The organism is Frankia gtarii, assembly GCF_025403375.1.
Lineage (GTDB): Bacteria > Actinomycetota > Actinomycetes > Frankiales > Frankiaceae > Frankia > Frankia gtarii.
Genome location: NZ_JAMPTM010000141.1, coordinates 1 through 17038 on the forward strand (window position 1 = coordinate 1; position 17038 = coordinate 17038).

General features: G+C 73.3%; 15 protein-coding genes. 2 read left to right on the plus strand and 13 right to left on the minus strand.

What is annotated here, in order from left to right; all coding sequences use genetic code 11:
- The 5 genes from NBZ83_RS19415 to NBZ83_RS19435 form a co-directional block, all read right to left on the minus strand.
- Positions 1–571: styrene monooxygenase/indole monooxygenase family protein (locus NBZ83_RS19415; protein WP_308203810.1), on the minus strand; the 571-nt coding region annotated here is incomplete at its 3' end.
- Between the two features lie 72 nt (positions 572–643).
- Entirely contained in the window at positions 644–1186 is a 543-nt protein-coding gene (locus NBZ83_RS19420) for a GTP-binding protein (protein WP_261568147.1), read from the minus strand.
- 50 nt (positions 1187–1236) lie between these two features.
- Positions 1237–1623, minus strand: coding sequence for a DUF742 domain-containing protein (locus NBZ83_RS19425; RefSeq protein WP_261568148.1), 387 nt, complete (start codon positions 1621–1623; stop codon positions 1237–1239).
- 73 nt (positions 1624–1696) lie between these two features.
- Positions 1697–2134, minus strand: coding sequence for a roadblock/LC7 domain-containing protein (locus NBZ83_RS19430; RefSeq protein WP_261568149.1), 438 nt, complete (start codon positions 2132–2134; stop codon positions 1697–1699).
- A gap of 129 nt (positions 2135–2263) precedes the next feature.
- Positions 2264–3673 carry a sensor histidine kinase gene (locus tag NBZ83_RS19435; protein WP_261575545.1) on the minus strand — a complete coding sequence of 470 codons (1410 nt, stop codon included), beginning with the start codon at positions 3671–3673 and terminating at the stop codon, positions 2264–2266.
- A 563-nt stretch (positions 3674–4236) separates the two neighbouring features.
- Here NBZ83_RS19435 and NBZ83_RS19440 point away from each other — a divergent pair.
- A complete protein-coding gene (locus NBZ83_RS19440) occupies positions 4237–4659 on the plus strand; it encodes a hypothetical protein (RefSeq protein ID WP_261575546.1) in 423 nt (140 codons plus the stop codon).
- Between the two features lie 68 nt (positions 4660–4727).
- Here the strand turns inward: NBZ83_RS19440 and NBZ83_RS19445 are convergent, their stop codons facing one another.
- The gene (locus NBZ83_RS19445) at positions 4728–6329 is read right to left on the minus strand and encodes a protein kinase family protein (protein ID WP_261575547.1); all 1602 of its coding nucleotides are present in this window, start codon (positions 6327–6329) and stop codon (positions 4728–4730) included.
- Positions 6330–6679: 350 nt separating this feature from the next.
- Positions 6680–8635 carry a DNA helicase RecQ gene (gene recQ, locus NBZ83_RS19450; protein WP_261575548.1) on the minus strand — a complete coding sequence of 652 codons (1956 nt, stop codon included), beginning with the start codon at positions 8633–8635 and terminating at the stop codon, positions 6680–6682.
- Positions 8636–8874: 239 nt separating this feature from the next.
- Between recQ and NBZ83_RS19455 the strand changes: the two genes are divergently transcribed.
- A complete protein-coding gene (locus NBZ83_RS19455) occupies positions 8875–10620 on the plus strand; it encodes a serine/threonine-protein kinase (protein WP_261575549.1) in 1746 nt (581 codons plus the stop codon).
- Positions 10621–10710: 90 nt separating this feature from the next.
- Here NBZ83_RS19455 and NBZ83_RS19460 read toward each other — a convergent pair whose 3' ends face one another.
- The 6 genes from NBZ83_RS19460 to NBZ83_RS19485 all read right to left on the minus strand — a co-directional run.
- A complete protein-coding gene (locus NBZ83_RS19460) occupies positions 10711–10980 on the minus strand; it encodes a hypothetical protein (protein WP_261568155.1) in 270 nt (89 codons plus the stop codon).
- A gap of 205 nt (positions 10981–11185) precedes the next feature.
- Positions 11186–12292, minus strand: coding sequence for a hydrogenase expression/formation protein HypE (hypE, locus tag NBZ83_RS19465; protein ID WP_308203341.1), 1107 nt, complete (start codon positions 12290–12292; stop codon positions 11186–11188).
- On the minus strand, positions 12289–13434 hold the full coding sequence (gene hypD, locus NBZ83_RS19470) for a hydrogenase formation protein HypD (protein ID WP_261568156.1): 1146 nt from the start codon (positions 13432–13434) through the stop codon (positions 12289–12291). The genes hypE and hypD overlap by 4 nt, the downstream gene beginning before the upstream one ends.
- Positions 13431–13697 carry a HypC/HybG/HupF family hydrogenase formation chaperone gene (locus NBZ83_RS19475; RefSeq protein ID WP_261558014.1) on the minus strand — a complete coding sequence of 89 codons (267 nt, stop codon included), beginning with the start codon at positions 13695–13697 and terminating at the stop codon, positions 13431–13433. Before NBZ83_RS19475 ends, hypD begins: the two co-directional genes overlap by 4 nt.
- A gap of 4 nt (positions 13698–13701) precedes the next feature.
- Entirely contained in the window at positions 13702–16188 is a 2487-nt protein-coding gene (gene hypF / locus NBZ83_RS19480) for a carbamoyltransferase HypF (RefSeq protein WP_261575550.1), read from the minus strand.
- The coding region (locus NBZ83_RS19485) for an NHL repeat-containing protein (protein ID WP_261575551.1) at positions 16185–17038 on the minus strand (854 nt) is incomplete at its 5' end. The genes hypF and NBZ83_RS19485, both read right to left, overlap by 4 nt.

Here is a 17038-nt window from a genome sequence, read left to right on the forward strand (position 1 = left end):
AGTTGTGTATAAGAGACAGGTGCTCGGGGCGCGGGGCGAGCCCGTGCACGTAGGCCAGTGACAGCACGCGCTGCGGGGCGGTGTACGGCGAGCGGTCGGCGTCGCGGTCGAACAGGCCGACCAGCTCGCCCTTGCCCGCAGCCACGATGACCAGGTCGTACAGCTCGGCGAGGGAGTTCAGGTCGGAGGTGGTGACCCCGGAGACGATGAACTTGCCGCCGCGTTCCTCGAACAGCTCCGCCCAGCCGGCCATCTTCACCCGCTGGTCGATGGACTGGGCGGGATGGTCGAGCCGGCCGAACCAGTCCAGCGCCCGGGTGCCATCCGGCGCGGCCAGGGACACGCCGAGCCCCTCGATCCCGACCGCGTCGGCCTCCCACAGGTTCAGGCCGTGGTCGCGTTCGTGCTGCAGCGCCGTGTGGAACATGGCCTGGGTGGACATCACCCGGCCGGATCGGATCTCCGCGGGGGTGCGTGCCGACATCAACGTGACGTCGTAGTCGTGCTCCCGCAGGGTCAGGGCGAGCTGCAGGCCCGACTGACCGGCGCCGACGATCAGGATTTTGGGCATGGGTGCGTGCTCCTCGAGGGTCAGGCCAGGTGCGGTGGATCAAGGCCAGGGATGGTTCAGGCCAGGGATGGTTCAGGCCAGGGACATGGCGTAGCGGACCAGTTCGCGCAGGGCCTCGGCGGTCGAGGCCGGGTTCCGCGCGTCGCAGGTGATCAGTGGGATGCCGGGGCGCAGGGCGAGGGCTTCGCGCACCTCGTCGAGGTCGTGCCACAGCCGGCCGTCGAACAGGTTCACCGCGACGAGGAACGGCACCGTCGAGTCGTGCTCGAAGTAGTTGACCGCGGCGAAGGACTGGTCGAGCCGGCGGGTGTCGGCCAGGACGATCGCGCCCAGCGCGCCGCGGGACAGGTCGTCCCACAGGAACCAGAACCGCGCCTGGCCCGGCGTGCCGAACAGGTAGAGCACCAGGTCGGAGTCGAGTGAGATGCGGCCGAAGTCCATGGCGACCGTCGTCGTGGTCTTTTCCCCGTGCGGGGGCAGATCGTCGATGCCTTCGCTGGCCTCGGTCATCCACGCCTCGGTGTTGATCGGCGGCACCTCCGACACCGAGCCGACCAGCGTCGTCTTGCCGACGCCGAATCCGCCGGCGATCACGATCTTCGCCGAGATCGTCAACTGCTCCGGGTCGTCGTCGGCGACCGTGGCCTCCCCAGGGGTGTTCCCGCTCAGACCGGCAGCTCCCGCAGGCCGCTGAGGATCCGCTCCAGCACGCCCCGGTCATGGGAGTAGGCGTGCGCCGTCGGATGGACGAACACCGCCCCCTGGGTGGCGAGGTCGCTGATGAGCACGCGGACGACCCCGAGGGGGATCGACAGCATCGCCGACAGTTCGGCGATCGACAGCTGCGCGCGGGCCCGTTCGTAGAGCGCCTTCGACTCGGGCATCAGTGACTCGCTCAGCGCCGGGTCGTAACTGGGAACCGAGACCAGCGTCTCCACCAGCAGGTGGTGGCGGGCCCTGGTGCGGCCCCCGGTCAACGCGTACGGGCGGATGCGCCGGCTGCGTGTCCGCGGCGTCCGCGCCGACGGTCCCGGCGCGCTGTCCAGCGGCATCGTGATCACGATCCTTGGTTGTCTCGGCACTGCAGGGTCCGGTTCCGGCACGGCACCGGCAAACGTCCTGGCACTACCGCTGCGGGCCGGCGAGGACCCGGCGCAGGTCCGCGCGGGTCTGTGGGGTCAGCGCATGGCCGGCGTGCAGCACGAACTGGGTCATCTCGTAGGCCACGACCTTCATGTCGCAGTCAGCGTCGGTGAGCACCGCGAGGCCCGCACCGTCATCGATGCCCATGAACAGCAGATATCCCGACGACAGCCGGACGATGATCTGTTCGCAGGTTCCCTTGTCGAACAGCGCGGCGCTGTTGCGGGCGAGGCTCAGCATCCCGCTGGCGATCGCGGCGAGCTGCTCGCTCTCGACGATGCCGACAGTGTCCGAGGCGGTGAGAGACAGCCCGTCGGACGAAAGGATCAGGGCGTGGGAGACCCCGTGCACCCTGGCGACGAAGTCGTTGATGAGCCAGGTGAAATCGTCGCGTCCCTGGAGATGGGTCGTGCCCGTCACCATGGGCTCGGAGTGGATGCCCCGGCCCTGAGGCCGGAGAGGAAACGCCGCCCTGGATCGTTCACCGGTGGTTCTTCTTTCCCTAGAGGTTCCCTGCCTTCAGGCGGGGGAGGACGTCAAGGTTGCTTCTCAGGCCCCTCGCTGCTCGTCCCGGGCGGCGCGTTCCCCCTCGGTGAACGCGTCGAGATCGGCGAGCAGCCGTTCGTGGTCCGCTTCCCGACCGGCGACCGCTGCCGCCGACGGCGCTACCGCTACCGCCGACGGCGCTGGTGGCGGCGGGGCCGCGAGCGGCCCGGTGCCGTTCCTCAGACTGCGTGACACCCGGCGGGGCAGGCCGCTGGCGGTGGCCTCGCCCGCTGCCGGGCCCGAGCCCGGGTTCGGGCCCGGGTTCGGCAGCGGACTCGGGACGGGCCGCAGCACCGGTGCGGCCGGGGCGGCCCGCGCGGAGTGGGCTGCCGGCGCGGCCGGGCGCGGGCGGGCCAGATGCGCGGCCCGGCGTTGCGGCAGTCCGACGGGCGCGGCGATGTGCGCCGAGGACCCGAAGGTGCGTACGGCGGCGGCGGCGGGCGCGGCGGTCACGGTCTGGGCGCCCGACCAGCTTGCCTCGGGTAGTTCGCAGATCAGCGCCGCGGGCAGCAGCACCGAGGCGGTCGTCCCGTGCGGGTGGCGCCGGTCGAGCCAGGTGCGCATCTCGTGCCGGGCCGCGATTCGGCCCACAACGGCCAGCCCCATGTGCCGCACGGCGTCGTCGTCGAGCCTCGGGGCGGCGCGCAGCCGATCGTTGAGCCGGCGCATCCGCTCCGGTGGCAGGCCGATGCCCTCGTCCTCGACCCGCAGCAGCGCGCTGCCCTGCTCGGTCAGGTGCACACCGACGCGCACCGGCGTCGTCGGTGGGGAGGACTTGGTGGCGTTGTCGAGCAGCTCCGCCAGCAGCCGGCCGACATCCTCCGCGGCGAACCCGACGATGCCGAGCGGTACCACGCGACCGATGGTGACGCGCGAGTAGTGGTCGATGGAGGACATGGCCGCGCGGATCACGTCGACCAGCGCCGCGGTCTCCGACACCGTCTCGTTGGCGTCCCGCCCGGCGAGGATGCGCAGGTTCTCGGCGTTACGGCGTAGCCGGGCGGCCAGATGGTCAAGCTGGTAGAGCTCGGCGAGCCGCTCCGCGTCTCCCTCTCGGGCCTCCATCTCCTCGAGCTGGGAGAGCAGGCCGTCCACCAGGTTCAGATCGCGCAGGGCGACGTCGGCGCAGATCGCCGACAGCGCCTGCGTGGCCGTCGCCGCGGGCGTGGCCGTCGGCGCAGCGGCGTTCGTGGGCTGGGCGACGGAGGTCCCAGGAGGAGCGGTGGGTGGGACCGCCGGCTGCGTCGGCGAGCCGGCGTGGCCCGGCGCAGGGGTCGACGGCGGTGCCGCGACGGGGGAGACGGCCGGGCGGGAGTGCACCCCGGGCGAAGCGAGGAGCTGCGCGGCGACCCCGCGGGAGTTTTCGAGTAGCGCGCGCGATCGTTGGAACAGCTCTCGAGCTCGTGTCGTCATCCCGTCCTTGCTGCTCTCTCTCGTATGGGTCTGGCGCGCTTCCGGTCACCCCCGTCAGGGTGATATGCAATCAGACCCCCCGCAGGCTCGTCCAACCGACTTGCCCGATCCCGGGCCGACATGTCCCTAGTTGTTCCTACCGCTGCCAGGGAAAGGCGCTGTTGACTGTGGCGGTATCGCTGGTAACGCTGGATGAACGCGTCGGGCGGGCAGCTGGCCTGTGACTACAGCGGGTTCCCCGGGTGCGCACCGGTCAACCGCACGCGGCACAACCTGCGGACAGCGCATTCCGGAGATGGCTTCCTGGCGGTCATGGCAATACGCCCGCCGGGATGCCTGTGGGGGCAGGGAAAGTCGACCGAGGCGTCGGGGTGCGCAACATTTCCCGTTACCCCGGGAACAAGGTTGCACCAACAGGGCAGCTACGGCGTGGGTCGACGTGGGCGGGTCCATCGTCCGAAGCGCCACCGTCGGCTGCCGACGGCGTGCGCCGGCCGCCCCCGACGGCTGGGCGTCCGGCCACGCCGGCTAGCCTCTGCTCCTTCCACGAGCAAGGGGAGCCGATGAAGAACTGGCGGGTACTCGCCCTGACCCTCCTCGTTGCCGTTCTCGCGGCGTGCGGAGGTTCCAGTGGCGCCGCGGGATCCGGCGGGCCGTCATCCGGGGCCACACCGACGGCCGGCGCGTCGGCCGCGGGCGGGACGAGCGCGTTCGACCTGATGCACGACTCCGAGGCCGCGGCGGCGTTCGTGACGGCGTTGCGCGCGCAGTTCCCCGCCCTCGCGGCTGGCCGCAGCGACACCGCGCTGCGCGACGACGGCACCCACATCTGCCTCGACGACCTGCCCAAGGGCGGCGACCGCCTTGCGCTGACCCGCATCCCGCCCCGGTTCGCCCACGGTGGCATCACCCCCGACCAGCCGACCGCCGGCGCCATCCTGGCCCTGGCCCGATCAACGGTCTGCGCCGCCGCCTCGACCCCGTAGCGTCGGCATAGCCCTGAAGCATCCCGAAGCGGCGGCGTACCCGTACCCGTACCCGTACCCGGGGGCCGTCAGTAGCCGGAGCGGGCGAGATGGTCGGCGCCGACCCGCAGGGCGTCGGCGAGGACGCGGATGCGGGCGGGGCGACGGGCCGGGTCCGAGTCGAGCGCCCGCACCAGCACCTCGTCGAGGGTGTCCGGCACCGGGAACGGCAGCGGGAGTCCCCGCAGCGGCGCCGGTCCGCCGCGCGCAGGTAGGACGCCGGTCAGGCAGTGGTAGGTCATGGCCGCCAGCCGGAAGACGTCCGTGCGCACCCCCACCCGCGGGACGTGCAGTCCCAGCCGATCCTGCTCGGGGGCCCGGTACTCGGCCGGCCCCTCCCCGGCGCGGCGGGTCACCGTGGCGAGTCCCAGGTCGCGCAGCGTCGGCGGCGTCGGGTGCGCGACGGGACCCGGCAAAATCAGGCCGTCGGGGGTCAGGGCTCGGTGGCTGTGCCCCGCCTCGTGCAGGGTCGCGAGGAGGTCAGCCGCGTCGGCGGCGGTGCGCAGCAGGGCGGCGGCGTTCGCCAGGTTCGGCGCCCACGTGCGGGCCGCCGCTTCGCGCCCCTGCGCCGGCGGCGTTGCCCAGGGCCTCGGGCCTGCCGTGGATCGCGGGGACGGGCAGTTGGGACCGGTCGGCCGCACCGGGCGGAGACGGGCTCGGGTAGCCCCCCGGTCGGCGCGGCGCGCGGGGCCGAAGACCTCCCGCCAGGTAGGGCCCGCCAGCCGGCCGGAAAGCAGGCCCGCCTCCACCGGCGTCACCTGGCCCTCGATCAGTTCGGGGAGGCCGGGACGCCCGCCGATCTCGGCGAGCAGGCGGATCTGGCTGTCCACGGTCGCGAGCTGCGCGTCCGCCGCGAACCCGGGCCGGCGCACGAGGACGTGGCGGAACCACACCGGGCGCGGCGCCGGACCGGTCAGCGAGGCGGTCCCCTCCCGCAGCACCCAGGACTCGTCGCCGCCGCGCCGCTCCCGCGGGTCGCCCTCCAGCAGGCAGGCGCGGGCGGCCACATGCACCGTCTCCCCGCCAGACCAGGACACGTCGGCGGGTGCGGCGCGCCGTGCCGGCGGGGTGGCGGCGGCTGACGTCGGCCCGTTCGCCGCGCCCGACCAGGCGTAGCCGGCCGCGCGGGGCCAGGCGTAGTAGGCGGCGCGCACGTGCGCGGCCACCGGCCGGCCGAGCCGGGCCCGCAGGCCGCTCTCGTCCCACACCTCGATGCGGATCGAGGTCGCCGCCTGCTGCTCGCGCCGCCAGCGATCCCACCACATCGCCGTGGGATGGTCCATCGAACAGGGAACGCAGAGAATCCACCGGTCGATCCGGTAGCCGTGCTCGCGCGCATTGCGCACCGCGGCCCGGAACGAGTCCCGGATCTGTCCGCGGTGGTGCTCCCGGACTTGCGGCAGGAAGTATTTGGCCTGCCAGACGATGATCCGGTCGTCGAGGCGGCCAAATAACACGTCGATCCCGGTGTCACCCGGGTTGACGTTTATCTGGCGGGCGCCGGGATGTAGCGCATCGACGAGCTGCGCGATCATCTGTTCGAAATCGTCGCCCGCGCCGGCTTCGCTGTGCGTGCGCAGACCGTGTACGCGAAAGTCGGCGGGGAACGGGCCAAGGCGCGGATCCGGCATGCGAGATCGCTCTTCCCGGGGCAGCGGAGGGAGACATCGGCCGATTGATCCTAGCCGATTCGCCCTGCTCTGGCTTGCTCCGGGACGGTCCGCCGGCCCTCGTTGCCACGCCCGGCGCGCAGCCCGCGGGAGCCGGCGCGAACGGCCCGCTCGACGCATACTCTGCGGCACCGCGATTTCCCGCGCACCGCTCCGTGCACGGCCGCCGTGCCTTTCGTGCTTTTTTCCTCATGCGGGCGGGATGGTCGGGATCCCTTCGCGCCCCGCCCGGATTTCCGTTCATCTCGCACCAAGGAGGGTGAACCCAGCGGGCAGCTGATCGGCGCCAGGGCAGGTCGGTTCGGCTCGGGTCAGTCCGGTTCGGGTGCCTCGGCGGTGTCGGCGAGGACGTCGAGGAGCTGCTGGCCGTATTTGGCGAGCTTGTTTTCGCCGACGCCGCTGATGGTGGCGAGTTCGGTGAGGGCCGTCGGCATCCGGGTGGCGATCTCGCGCAGCGTCGCGTCGTGGAAGATCACGTAGGCGGGGACGCTCTGCTCCTTCGCGGTGACGCCGCGCCACGCCCGCAGCTTCTCGAACACCGGCGCCGCCTGCGCCGGCAGATCCACCGGTGCGGCACGCCGGCTCCGGCCCCCGCCCTGGCCCGCGGCGTCACCGCCGGAGCGGGCGCTCGACCTCGCGACCCGCTCGGGCTCGCGGCGCAGCGCGACCGTGCGCGTTGCGCGCAGCACGTCGGCGCTGGCCTCGGTGAGCGCCAGCGTGCCGTGCTCGCCCTGGACGGCGAGCAGCCCCTGGGCCAGCAGCTGACGCACGACCCCGCGCCATTCGAGCTCGCGCAGATCCTCACCCACGCCGAAGACGGTCAGGGTGTCGTGGTGATGCTGGGCGACCTTGGGTGTCGACCGGCCGAGCAGGATGTCGATGATGTGGCCGGCGCCGAAACGCTGATGACGCTCCCGGTCGAGGCGCAGCACGGTGGAGAGCAGCTTCTGGGCGGCGACGGTGCCGTCCCAGGACTGCGGTGGTTCGAGGCAGGTGTCGCAGTTGCCGCAGGCCGCGGTGCCGTGCTGACCGAAGTAGGCGAGCAGGCCGACGCGGCGGCACTCGACCGTCTCGCACAGGGCGAGCATGGCGTCGAGATGGGTGCTCAGCCGGCGGCGGTGCGCCGCGTCGCCGGGGGAGGCGTCGATGAGCCGACGCTGCTGGACGACGTCCTGCAGGCCGTAGGCCAGCCAGGCGGTGGAGCGCAGGCCGTCCCGACCGGCACGCCCGGTCTCCTGGTAGTACCCCTCGACGGATTTCGGCAGGTCGAGGTGGGCGACGAAACGGACATCCGGCTTGTCGATGCCCATGCCGAAGGCGATCGTCGCGACCATGACGATGCCGTCCTCGCGCAGGAAACGGGCCTGGTTCTCGGCCCGGACCCGGGAGTCGAGCCCCGCGTGGTACGGCAGCGCGGGGATCCCCTGGCCGGCCAGGAACTCGGCGATCTTCTCGACGGACGCCCGCGACAGGCAGTAGATGATGCCCGCGTCGCCGGGGTGCTCGGTGCGTAGCAGGTGCAGCAGCTGCGCCTTCGGCTCCTTCTTCGGCACGATGCGGTACTGGATGTTCGGCCGGTCGAAGTCCGCGACGTGGTGGTAGGCGTCCGCCAGACCCAGCCGGGTGGTGATCTCCCTGTGCGTCTCCGGGGTGGCGGTCGCGGTGAGGGCGACCCGCGGCACGCTCGGCCAGCGTTCGTGCAGCATCGACAGCATCAGGTAGTCGGGCCGGAAGTCGTGCCCCCACTGCGCGACGCAGTGCGCCTCGTCGATCGCGAACAGCGCGATCGAGCCCCGGTCGAGCAGGCGCAGCGTCGCCTCGACACGCAGCCGCTCCGGCGCGAGGTAGAGCAGGTCGAGCTCGCCGGCGAGGAAGGCCGCCTCGACCGCCCGTCGCTCGTCGAGGTCCTGGGTGGAGTTGAGGAAGCCGGCCCGCGCGCCGAGCGCCCGCAGCGCGTCGACCTGATCCTGCATGAGGGCGATGAGCGGGGACACCACGATCCCGGTGCCCGGGCGGACGAGAGCGGGGATCTGGTAGCACAGCGACTTGCCACCGCCGGTGGGCATGAGGACCAGCGCGTCGCCGCCGTCGACGACGTGCTCGATGATCTCCCGCTGGCCCGACCGGAACGACTCGTAGCCGAAGATCCGCCGCAGGACCTGCGCCGCGGCACTGCCGGTGGCTGTGGCTGTGGCGGTGGCGGTGGCTGCGGCTGGAGCGCCCGACGGCTCGGCGGGACGCCCCTCGGGGCCGGGCGGCAAGGTCATTTTGCCACCCTACGGCCATCCGTACGGGTCGGCGGCCCCGCGGTCCGGGGCTGTGGATAACCGCTGTGGTCCACAGCCCCGCAGCGTTTGTCGAGGTCGGAAAGCCGACGACCGTGGGCGGACAAGTGTGGGCTCGCTACGATCCAGATGATTTGTCACCGCGGCGTCCAGTACCGGCGGGGGTTGTCCACCCGTGGGCTCGGCGCGGCCGCGGTCCGGGCCGAGGAGAAGATCGCGTCATGTCAACCGACCCGGAGCAGGCCGCGGTTGCGACTCTGCGCCTTACCGACCCCGTCCAGGTCGGGCCCCATCGCCTGCTCGGCCGGCTCGGCGGCGGCGGCATGGGGGTGGTCTACCTCGGCGACGGCCCGCTCGGTCGGGTCGCGATCAAGATCATCCGTTCGGAGCTGGCCGACCAGCCGAGCTTCCGGGTCCGGTTCCAACGCGAGCTGCAGGCCTGCTTCCGGGTCAGCGGCCGGCACACCGCCAAGCTGCTCGACTTCGACATCACCGCCGAACCGCCGTGGCTGGCCACCGAGTTCCTCGCCGCCCCCACCCTGGGCCAGCACCTCACCCGTCACGGCGCGCTCGGCGTGGCCGACCAGGTGCGGCTCGCGGCCGGGCTGGCCGACGCGCTCGTCTCGATCCACACGACCGGCCTCATCCATCGCGATCTCAAGCCGTCCAACGTCATGTGGACGGCGACCGGGCCGATCGTCATCGACTTCGGAGTTGCCGCGGTGCGCGACGCGGGCCAGCTCACCGCGACCGGCACCCTGATCGGGACGCCGGCGTGGCTGGCCCCCGAGCAGATCACCGTCGGCGAGGTCGAGGCAGCCTCCGACGTGTTCGCCTGGGGCGCCCTGGTCGGCTACGGCGCCACCGGGCAACCGCCGTACGGGGAGGGCCCGTCCGACGCGGTGACCTACCGGATCGTCCACGAGGAACCCAGGGTTGACTACGCGCGGATCGCGCCGCCGCTGCGCGAGCTCGTCCGCCGGTCACTGTCCCGCGAGCCCGGCGAGCGACCCACGGCCGCGGACCTGCGCGCCGCCCTTGTGGACACGGCGGGCCTCGGCGCGTCGGCGGGCGGAGCCACAGCGGGCACGGACACGAAGGACGGAGGCCGCCACGATGGCTCGGGTCGCCTGGACGGGGCCGCGCTGGACGTCACCTTGACCGTCCAGACGCCGGCGCCGTCCAGCGGCCCGCCGCCGTCGATCCCGTCGCCCCCGCCGATCCCGGTTGGCGGCGAGCCGCCCGTCGGGGGGCGCGACGGCGTCTCGGGGGTGGCCGGCGGTACCCCGCCCTGGAATCTGTCGGGCGCGGCCGGGGGAGAGTCGTCCCCGGGGGATCCCGCCGGCGGGCCACGGCGTCGGCACCGCGGCAGGCTGCTCGGACTGGGCGTCGCAGTGGTGGTGCTGGCGGCTGCGGCCGTCACCGCCGTGCTGCTGACCCGCGGTGACAGCGCCGGCGGCGGCGGGACGAGCACCTTCACCTACACTGCCGCCGGGCCGTGGCGGCTGCTCATCGCCGACCGCCAGACGGGTGACGACGTCGGCTGCACGGTGTCGCTGCACGGTGTCGACAACCCGGCCGGCGTGGCTGCGCCCGACACCACCTGGGGGGACAGGACGTTCCAGGTCCATCAGACCGGCCGCTTCGACCTCGACGTCACCCCGTCCTCGCCGGGTTGCCGGCTCACCGCCCTGCCCGGCGGCGGCGACGCGACCTTGCCGTTCATCGTCCAGCAGACCGGTGACAGCAGCGCCTTCAGCGCTCCCAGTCGCGTCGAGGTTCTGATCAAGGACTTCAACGGCAGTGAGACCTGCGAACTGGTGCTGCGCGACGTCGCCAGCGGGGAGAACGTCGACTTCGTGACCGCGACGCACGACGCGTCGACCGTCACCCTCGACCCCGGTGGCCGCCGCCAGGTCTACCTGGCCGCCACCGACTGCGCGGTGCGGATCGGCGCCGCCGGCTGAGCCCGGTCGGAGCGACAGGCCCCTGGCCGAGTAAGTCCGAATCGCTCTCGAGACGCCAGGTAGTCGCTTACCGACTCTGCTGGCGCATGGTCACGGGTGTGTCTCTGGGTGCGTGCCCGTGGTCTTCAGCCTCCCTGAGCGTGCTCGCTGACGGGGGTAACGCTCGACGAGGAACAACACCAGCAACAGCCCCGCGCTGATGGCCGCATAGGTGAATCCCCAGAAGACTGCCATCCACACGGTGAGCGCGCTGCCGATCGCTGTACCGGCGCGACGCTTGAAAGTGCGCGCTGCCGTGTCACCGAACCGTCGGCGGACGGCTGCGGGCGCCACGGTTCCCGCGACAAGGTTGACCGTCATGAACCCGAAGATCCATATTTGTTCACCCGAGGTCGCTGTGTCCACGCATCAAGATAGGGCGACAGACCGCATACGAGGACGAATTTCGGCGCGGGAAGGCTGACGGGCGTGGGCGTAGTCGAAGTCGAGGGTCGCGTACGGCTCAGGCGGCTGGAGTGCGCGCCGAGCGTGTCCACCGCTCGGACGGCCGCGCTCGGTCGGCGCCTCAGCAGATGCGGGGGAGTTGTTCGCCGAGCGGCCGGTCGACGATGCGGTTGCCGCCGAACGCCGTGCGGGCGACGACGACCCCCGGATGTTCCGCGGTGACGGAGCCGATGACGACGGCGTCGCGGCCCGCCGGGTGCGCGCGCATCGCGGCGAGCACCGCGTCGGCGTCGGCCGCGGCGACGAACGCGACGAGCCGGCCCTCGCAGGCCACATGCAGCGGGTCGAGGCCGAGGAAGCCGCAGGCCGCCTCGACCACGGGCGGCACCGGCACGGCGGACTCGGTGAACTCGATGCCGGCCCCGGCCGCGGCGGCGACTTCGCACAGCGCGGTCGCCAGCCCCCCGCGGGTCGGGTCGCGCAGCGCGTGCACCCCGGGAACGGTCGCGGCCAGCATGGCGGCGACCAGCCCGTGCAACGCCGCGGTGTCGGAGTGGACGTCGCCGCCGAACTCCAGCCCCTCGCGCACGCTGAGCACCGCGATCCCGTGCTCGCCGATCGGTCCGGAGACGATGATCCGGTCGCCGGGCGCCGCCCGGTCGGGCCGGACGTCCACCCCGGGCGGGACGAGTCCGATGCCGCTGGTGTTGACGTACAGCCCGTCGGCCAGGCCGCGCTCGACGACCTTGGTGTCGCCGGTGGCCAGTCGCACCCCGGCCGCGGCGGCGGCGCGGCCCATCGCCTGCGCCACCCGGCCGAGGACGTCGAGCTCCAGCCCCTCTTCCAGGATGAACCCGGCCGACAGCGCCAGCGGGACCGCGCCGCGGCAGGCGAGGTCGTTGACGGTGCCGTGGACGGCGAGTTCGCCGATCGAACCGCCGGGGAAGAACAGCGGCCGCACGACGTAGGAGTCCGTCGTGAACGCCAGCCTGATCCCGCCGATCTGAAGGACCGCCGCGTCCGCCAGTGCCGCGTCCGCCAGTGCCGAGGTCGGATCGCGCCGCGTCGTCGAGCTGCCGGCGGCGAACGCGGGCAGGAACAGATGTTCGATCAGCTCGCTGGTGAGTACGCCGCCGCCGCCGTGGCCCAGCACGATTCGCTGATAGTCGCGCAGCGGGGCCGGGCAGGCCCACCCGGCCATGTCCGCCATGTCTGCCAGGTCCGTCATGTCTGCAGCCCGGCAGCCGGCCCGGGGAGCCCCAGGGTCGCAGCGGCGCCGGCCGGGGCGAGACGCCGGTACTGGAAGTAGGCGGCGCATGCCCCCTCCGCCGAGACCATCGTCGCCCCCAGCGGGCGGCGCGGCGTGCAGGATGTGCCGAACGCCGCGCAGTCCGGCGGCCGGATCAGTCCCTGCAGCACCGCGCCGCTGCGGCACGCCGCCGGTTCGGCGACGGTGAGCCCGCCGACGTCGAAGCGGATCTCCGCGTCGAAGTCGCGCCACGCGTCCGCGAGCCGCCAGCCGGAGTCCGGGATCGTCCCGATGCCCCGCCAGGCCCGATCGCACACTGTGAACACCTCCGCCAGGATCTTCCGGGCTGCCGGGTTGCCGTCGGGCTGCACCGCCCGCTCGTAGGCGTTGGCGAGCTCGGCCCGGCCTGCCTCGAGCTGCTCGACGGCGTGACGTACCCCGTCGAGCAGGTCCAACGGCTCGAACCCGGTGACGACGATCGGCATCCGGTGCTCGGCGACCAGCGGCTCGTACTGGTCGATGCCCATCACCGTGCACACGTGGCCGGCGGCGAGGAAGGCCTGCACCCGGTTGCCCGGGGCGGTGGCGACCGCACTCATCGCCGGCGGGACCAGCACGTGGCTGACGAGCATCGAGAAGTTCGCCAGCCGGCGGCGCCGCGCCGTCACCGCCGCCAGCGCGTTGGCCGGCGCGGTCGTCTCGAAGCCGACCGCGAAGAACACGACCTGCCGGTCGGGGTGCGCCTCGGCGAGGTGGACGGCGTCGAGCGGCGAGTAGACCACCCGGACATCCCCGCCGCGGGCCTTCACCGAGAACAGGTCCGTGCCGCTGCCCGGCACCCGCAGCATGTCGCCGAACGAGCAGAAGATCACCTCCGGGCGGGCGGCGATCGCCAGCGCCCGGTCGATCATCTCCAGCGGCGTCACGCAGACCGGGCAGCCGGGCCCGTGGATGAACTCGACCTGGTCGGCGAGGAGCTGGTCGAGTCCGTGCCGGATGATCGCGTGCGTCTGCCCGCCGCAGACCTCCATCAGCGTCCAGCGCCGGGTCGCGGTGGCGGCGATCGCGTCGAGCAGCCACCGGGCCAGCTCCGGGTCGCGGAACTCCGTCAGGTACTTCAAGGCCCCACCTCGGCTTCGGCCGCGCCGAGTTCCGCGTCGAGCAGCCCGAGTTCGCGGAACATCGCCAGCGTCTGCCGCGCCGCGTCCTCGTCCACTCTTGTCAACGCGAAACCGGCATGGATGATCGTGTACTGCCCGACGGTCGCGTCGGGCAGGTAGGCCAGGCACACGGACCTGATGACGCCGCCGAAGTCGACGAGCGCCATCCGGGTGCCGCGGTCATCCCAGATCTCGGTGATCCGGCCGGGTATCCCCAGGCACATCGCGTCAAGCTCCCTTCCCGCCGGATACCGGCGTCGGATCCGGACCGCCGGCCAGCGCCGCGACGGCCGCCTGGCCGAGGGCCAGCCCGCCGTCGCCCGGCGGCACCACCTGGTGAACGAGGACGTCGAAACCGGCGTCGGCCAGGCGGGCCCGGCAGGCCCGCAGCAGCACGACGTTGGCGAAGACCCCGCCGGTCAGCCCGACCAGGCCGACGCCGTGCCGTCGCCGGGCGACCTCGGCGACGCGGGTCACCGCAGCCGCGACGGCGAGGTGGAACGCACCGGCCAGCGTGGACACCGCCACACCTGCCCGCAGGCCGTCGACGAGGCCCGCCAGCACCGGCGCCGGAGCCAGGACGCCGTCCGCCAGCCCGAAGGCAAGCGGCCACCCACCCGCGCCGGCAGCGAGCGGCCCGGCAGCGAGGGCCTCCAGCTCGACGGCGGCCTGCGCGGAGTAGGTGGTCCGCTGGCGCACCCCGAGCAGCGCCGCCACCGCGTCGAACAGTCGGCCCATGCTGCTGCTGGGCACACAGGCGATGCCCCGGTCCAGGGCGGTGCGCAGGGCCGCGCGCTCCGCGGCGGAGCAGGCCCGCACCGGGGCCAGGTCCGCGGACCAGGGCAGGCCCGCCGCCGCCAGGTGGGCCAGGGCCACCCGGCACGGGTTGCGCACCGCGGCGTCGCCGCCGGGCAGCGGGACCGGGCGCAGGTGGGCGATGCGCTCGGCGCGGGTGACGTCGAAGCCGACGAGGAGCACCTCGCCGCCCCAGATCGTGCCGTCGCCGCCGTAGCCGGTGCCGTCGAAGGCGACGCCGACGGCGGGTTCGCCCAGCCGGCCGTGCTCGGCGAGCAGCGCCGCCACATGCGCGTGGTGATGCTGCACCAGCCGCAGGGGGCGCTCGGCGCCGGCGGTCCGCTGCGCCCAGGCTCGGGTGGTGTACCCGGGATGGGGGTCGGCGGCGAAGGCCGCGGGTTCGACGCCGTAGAGGTGCGCCATCCGCGCGCCGGACCGTTCGAACGCCGCGATCGCCGCGAGGCTGCCCAGGTCACCGAGATGCTGGGACAGGATGGCGCGCCGCCCGGTGGTCAGGCAGAGCGTGTTCTTCAGCTCGCCGCCGGCGGCGAGCACCGGCCCGACCGGGCGGGGGAGATCCACTGTCAGCGGGACATAGCCGCGGGACCGGCGCAACGGCACGACCTGCTCGTCGTCGCAGCGCACCACCGAGTCGTCGCACGGCGCCAGGATCGGCCGGTCGTGGGTGAGGAAGGCATCGGCGAGCCCGTCGAGACGGGTGCGTGCCTCGACGTCGTCGAAGCAGATCGGCTCCCCCGAACGGTTGGCGCTGGTCATCACCAGCAGCCGCGGCGGCGGGTCGCCGCCCGGGACCGGCGCGAACAGCAGATGGTGGATCGGCGTGTACGGCAGTAGCAGCCCGATGAGCGGGCTGCCCGGCGCGACCAGGTCCGACAGCGGTGCCCCCGGGACGCGGCCGGTGACCACGATCGGCCCGGCCGGCGCGGCCAGCAGCGCAGCCACCGCCGGCGAGATGTCCCCGACTCCGGCCGCGGTCGCCAGGTCGCGGGCCATCACCGCGAACGGCTGGTCGGGTCGACCCTTGCGGTCGCGCAGCCGGGCCAGGGCATCGTCGTTCTCGGCGTGGCAGGCGAGGTGGTAGCCGCCGACGCCCTTGACCGCCACGATCGCGCCGGCCGCCAGCGCCCGCTGGGCCGCCGCGAGCGCCGCATCGGCACCGGTCACCGTCGGTCCGTCCGTCGGTCCGCGCGCCGGTCCGCGCGCCGGGCCGAACCACAGCCGGGGGCCGCAGTCCGGGCAGGCGATGGGCTCGGCGTGGAAGCGGCGGTCGGCGGGGTCGGTGTACTCGGCCGCGCAGCGCGCGCACATCGGGAAACGCGCCATCGTCGTCGCCGCCCGGTCGTACGGCATCGCCTCGATGATCGTGAACCGGGGGCCGCAGTTCGTGCACGTGATGAACGGATGGCGGTAGCGCCGGTCCGCCGGGTCGAACAGCTCCCGCAGGCAGTCCGCGCACACCGCCGCGTCCGGGGGCACCATGGTGCGCGCGCCGGCCGCGGCCCTGCTCGCCACGATCCGGAACCCGGCCCCGCCCGCGTGGAGGGTGCCGTCAGGTTGACCGGTATCGCCTCTTCGGACGGGATCGCCCGGGTGGAGCGGGCCGGGAACATCGCTCACCGTGATCCGGTCGACGCGGGCGAGGGGCGGCGCGGACGGCGCCAGCAGGCGCAGGAACTCGGCCACGTCGGCGGCGTCGCCGTCGACCTCCGCGAAGACCGAGGTCGAGTCGTTGCCGACGAAGCCGGTGAGCCCGAGGCCGCTCGCCAGCCGATAGACATGGGGCCGGAACCCGACCCCCTGCACGACACCCTCGACCGCGATCCGCCGACGTACCCGCCCGCCCGGCGGGCACGTCACGGCCCGCTCGTCGGCCCGCTCGTCGGCGCGTGTCGCGGTCACGGCCGCCGCTCCCAGATCATGACCCGGTTGTTGCCGGAGTCCGCGACGGCGAGCCGGCCAGCGTGCAGGGACAGGCCATACGGCCAGCAGAACGTGTCGGCGGTGACGCCCGACCAGCGGTTCTCCCCGGTGTCGGCGAACGTCGGCTGCCCGAGGACCGCGGTGGCGGGGGCGCCGGTGTCCCGCGCCACGCCGTCCCAGAGCAGGATCCGGTTGTCGGCGGTGTCCGCGACGGCCAGCAGATCGCCGTCACAGTCGGCGGCGTAGGGAAATCGCAGTGTGTCGGCCCGGCCGGGGGCGTAGGGGAATTCGCCGCAGCTGGTCAGGTCGGCCTGGCCGAGGGCCAGGTCCGCGGCGGTGTCGGCGTCGGGATGAGGGATCCAGCCGAGCAGTCGGTGGTTACCGGCGTCGGCGACGAGCAGCCGCCCGGCGTCCCCGGTGACATCGTGCGGCCAGCGGAAGGTGTCAGGTCCGGCCGGGCCCCCGCGGTTGTCCTCCCGGCTGGTCGGATCGGGCTGGCCCAGGATCAGGTCGGGCGCCCGATCGGGGGAGGACGGCAGGCCGCCCGACCAGCCGAGCACCCGCCGGTTGCCGGTGTCGGCGACGTAGAAACGCCCGCCGATCACGGCCACGCCGAACGGCCAGTAGAAGGTGGTCGGCCCGCACGGGCCGCCGCGGTTCTCCCGCACGCTCGCCGCGTCGGGCTGGCCAAGCACCAGGTCGGGAGGGGTATCGGTGGCCGTCGGGACGGTGTCCCAGACGAGGATCCGATGATGCCAGGCGTCGGCGACGACGAGTCGACCGTCGGTGACGACGATCCCGGTGGGCAGGTGCATCCCCCGTTCGGGCC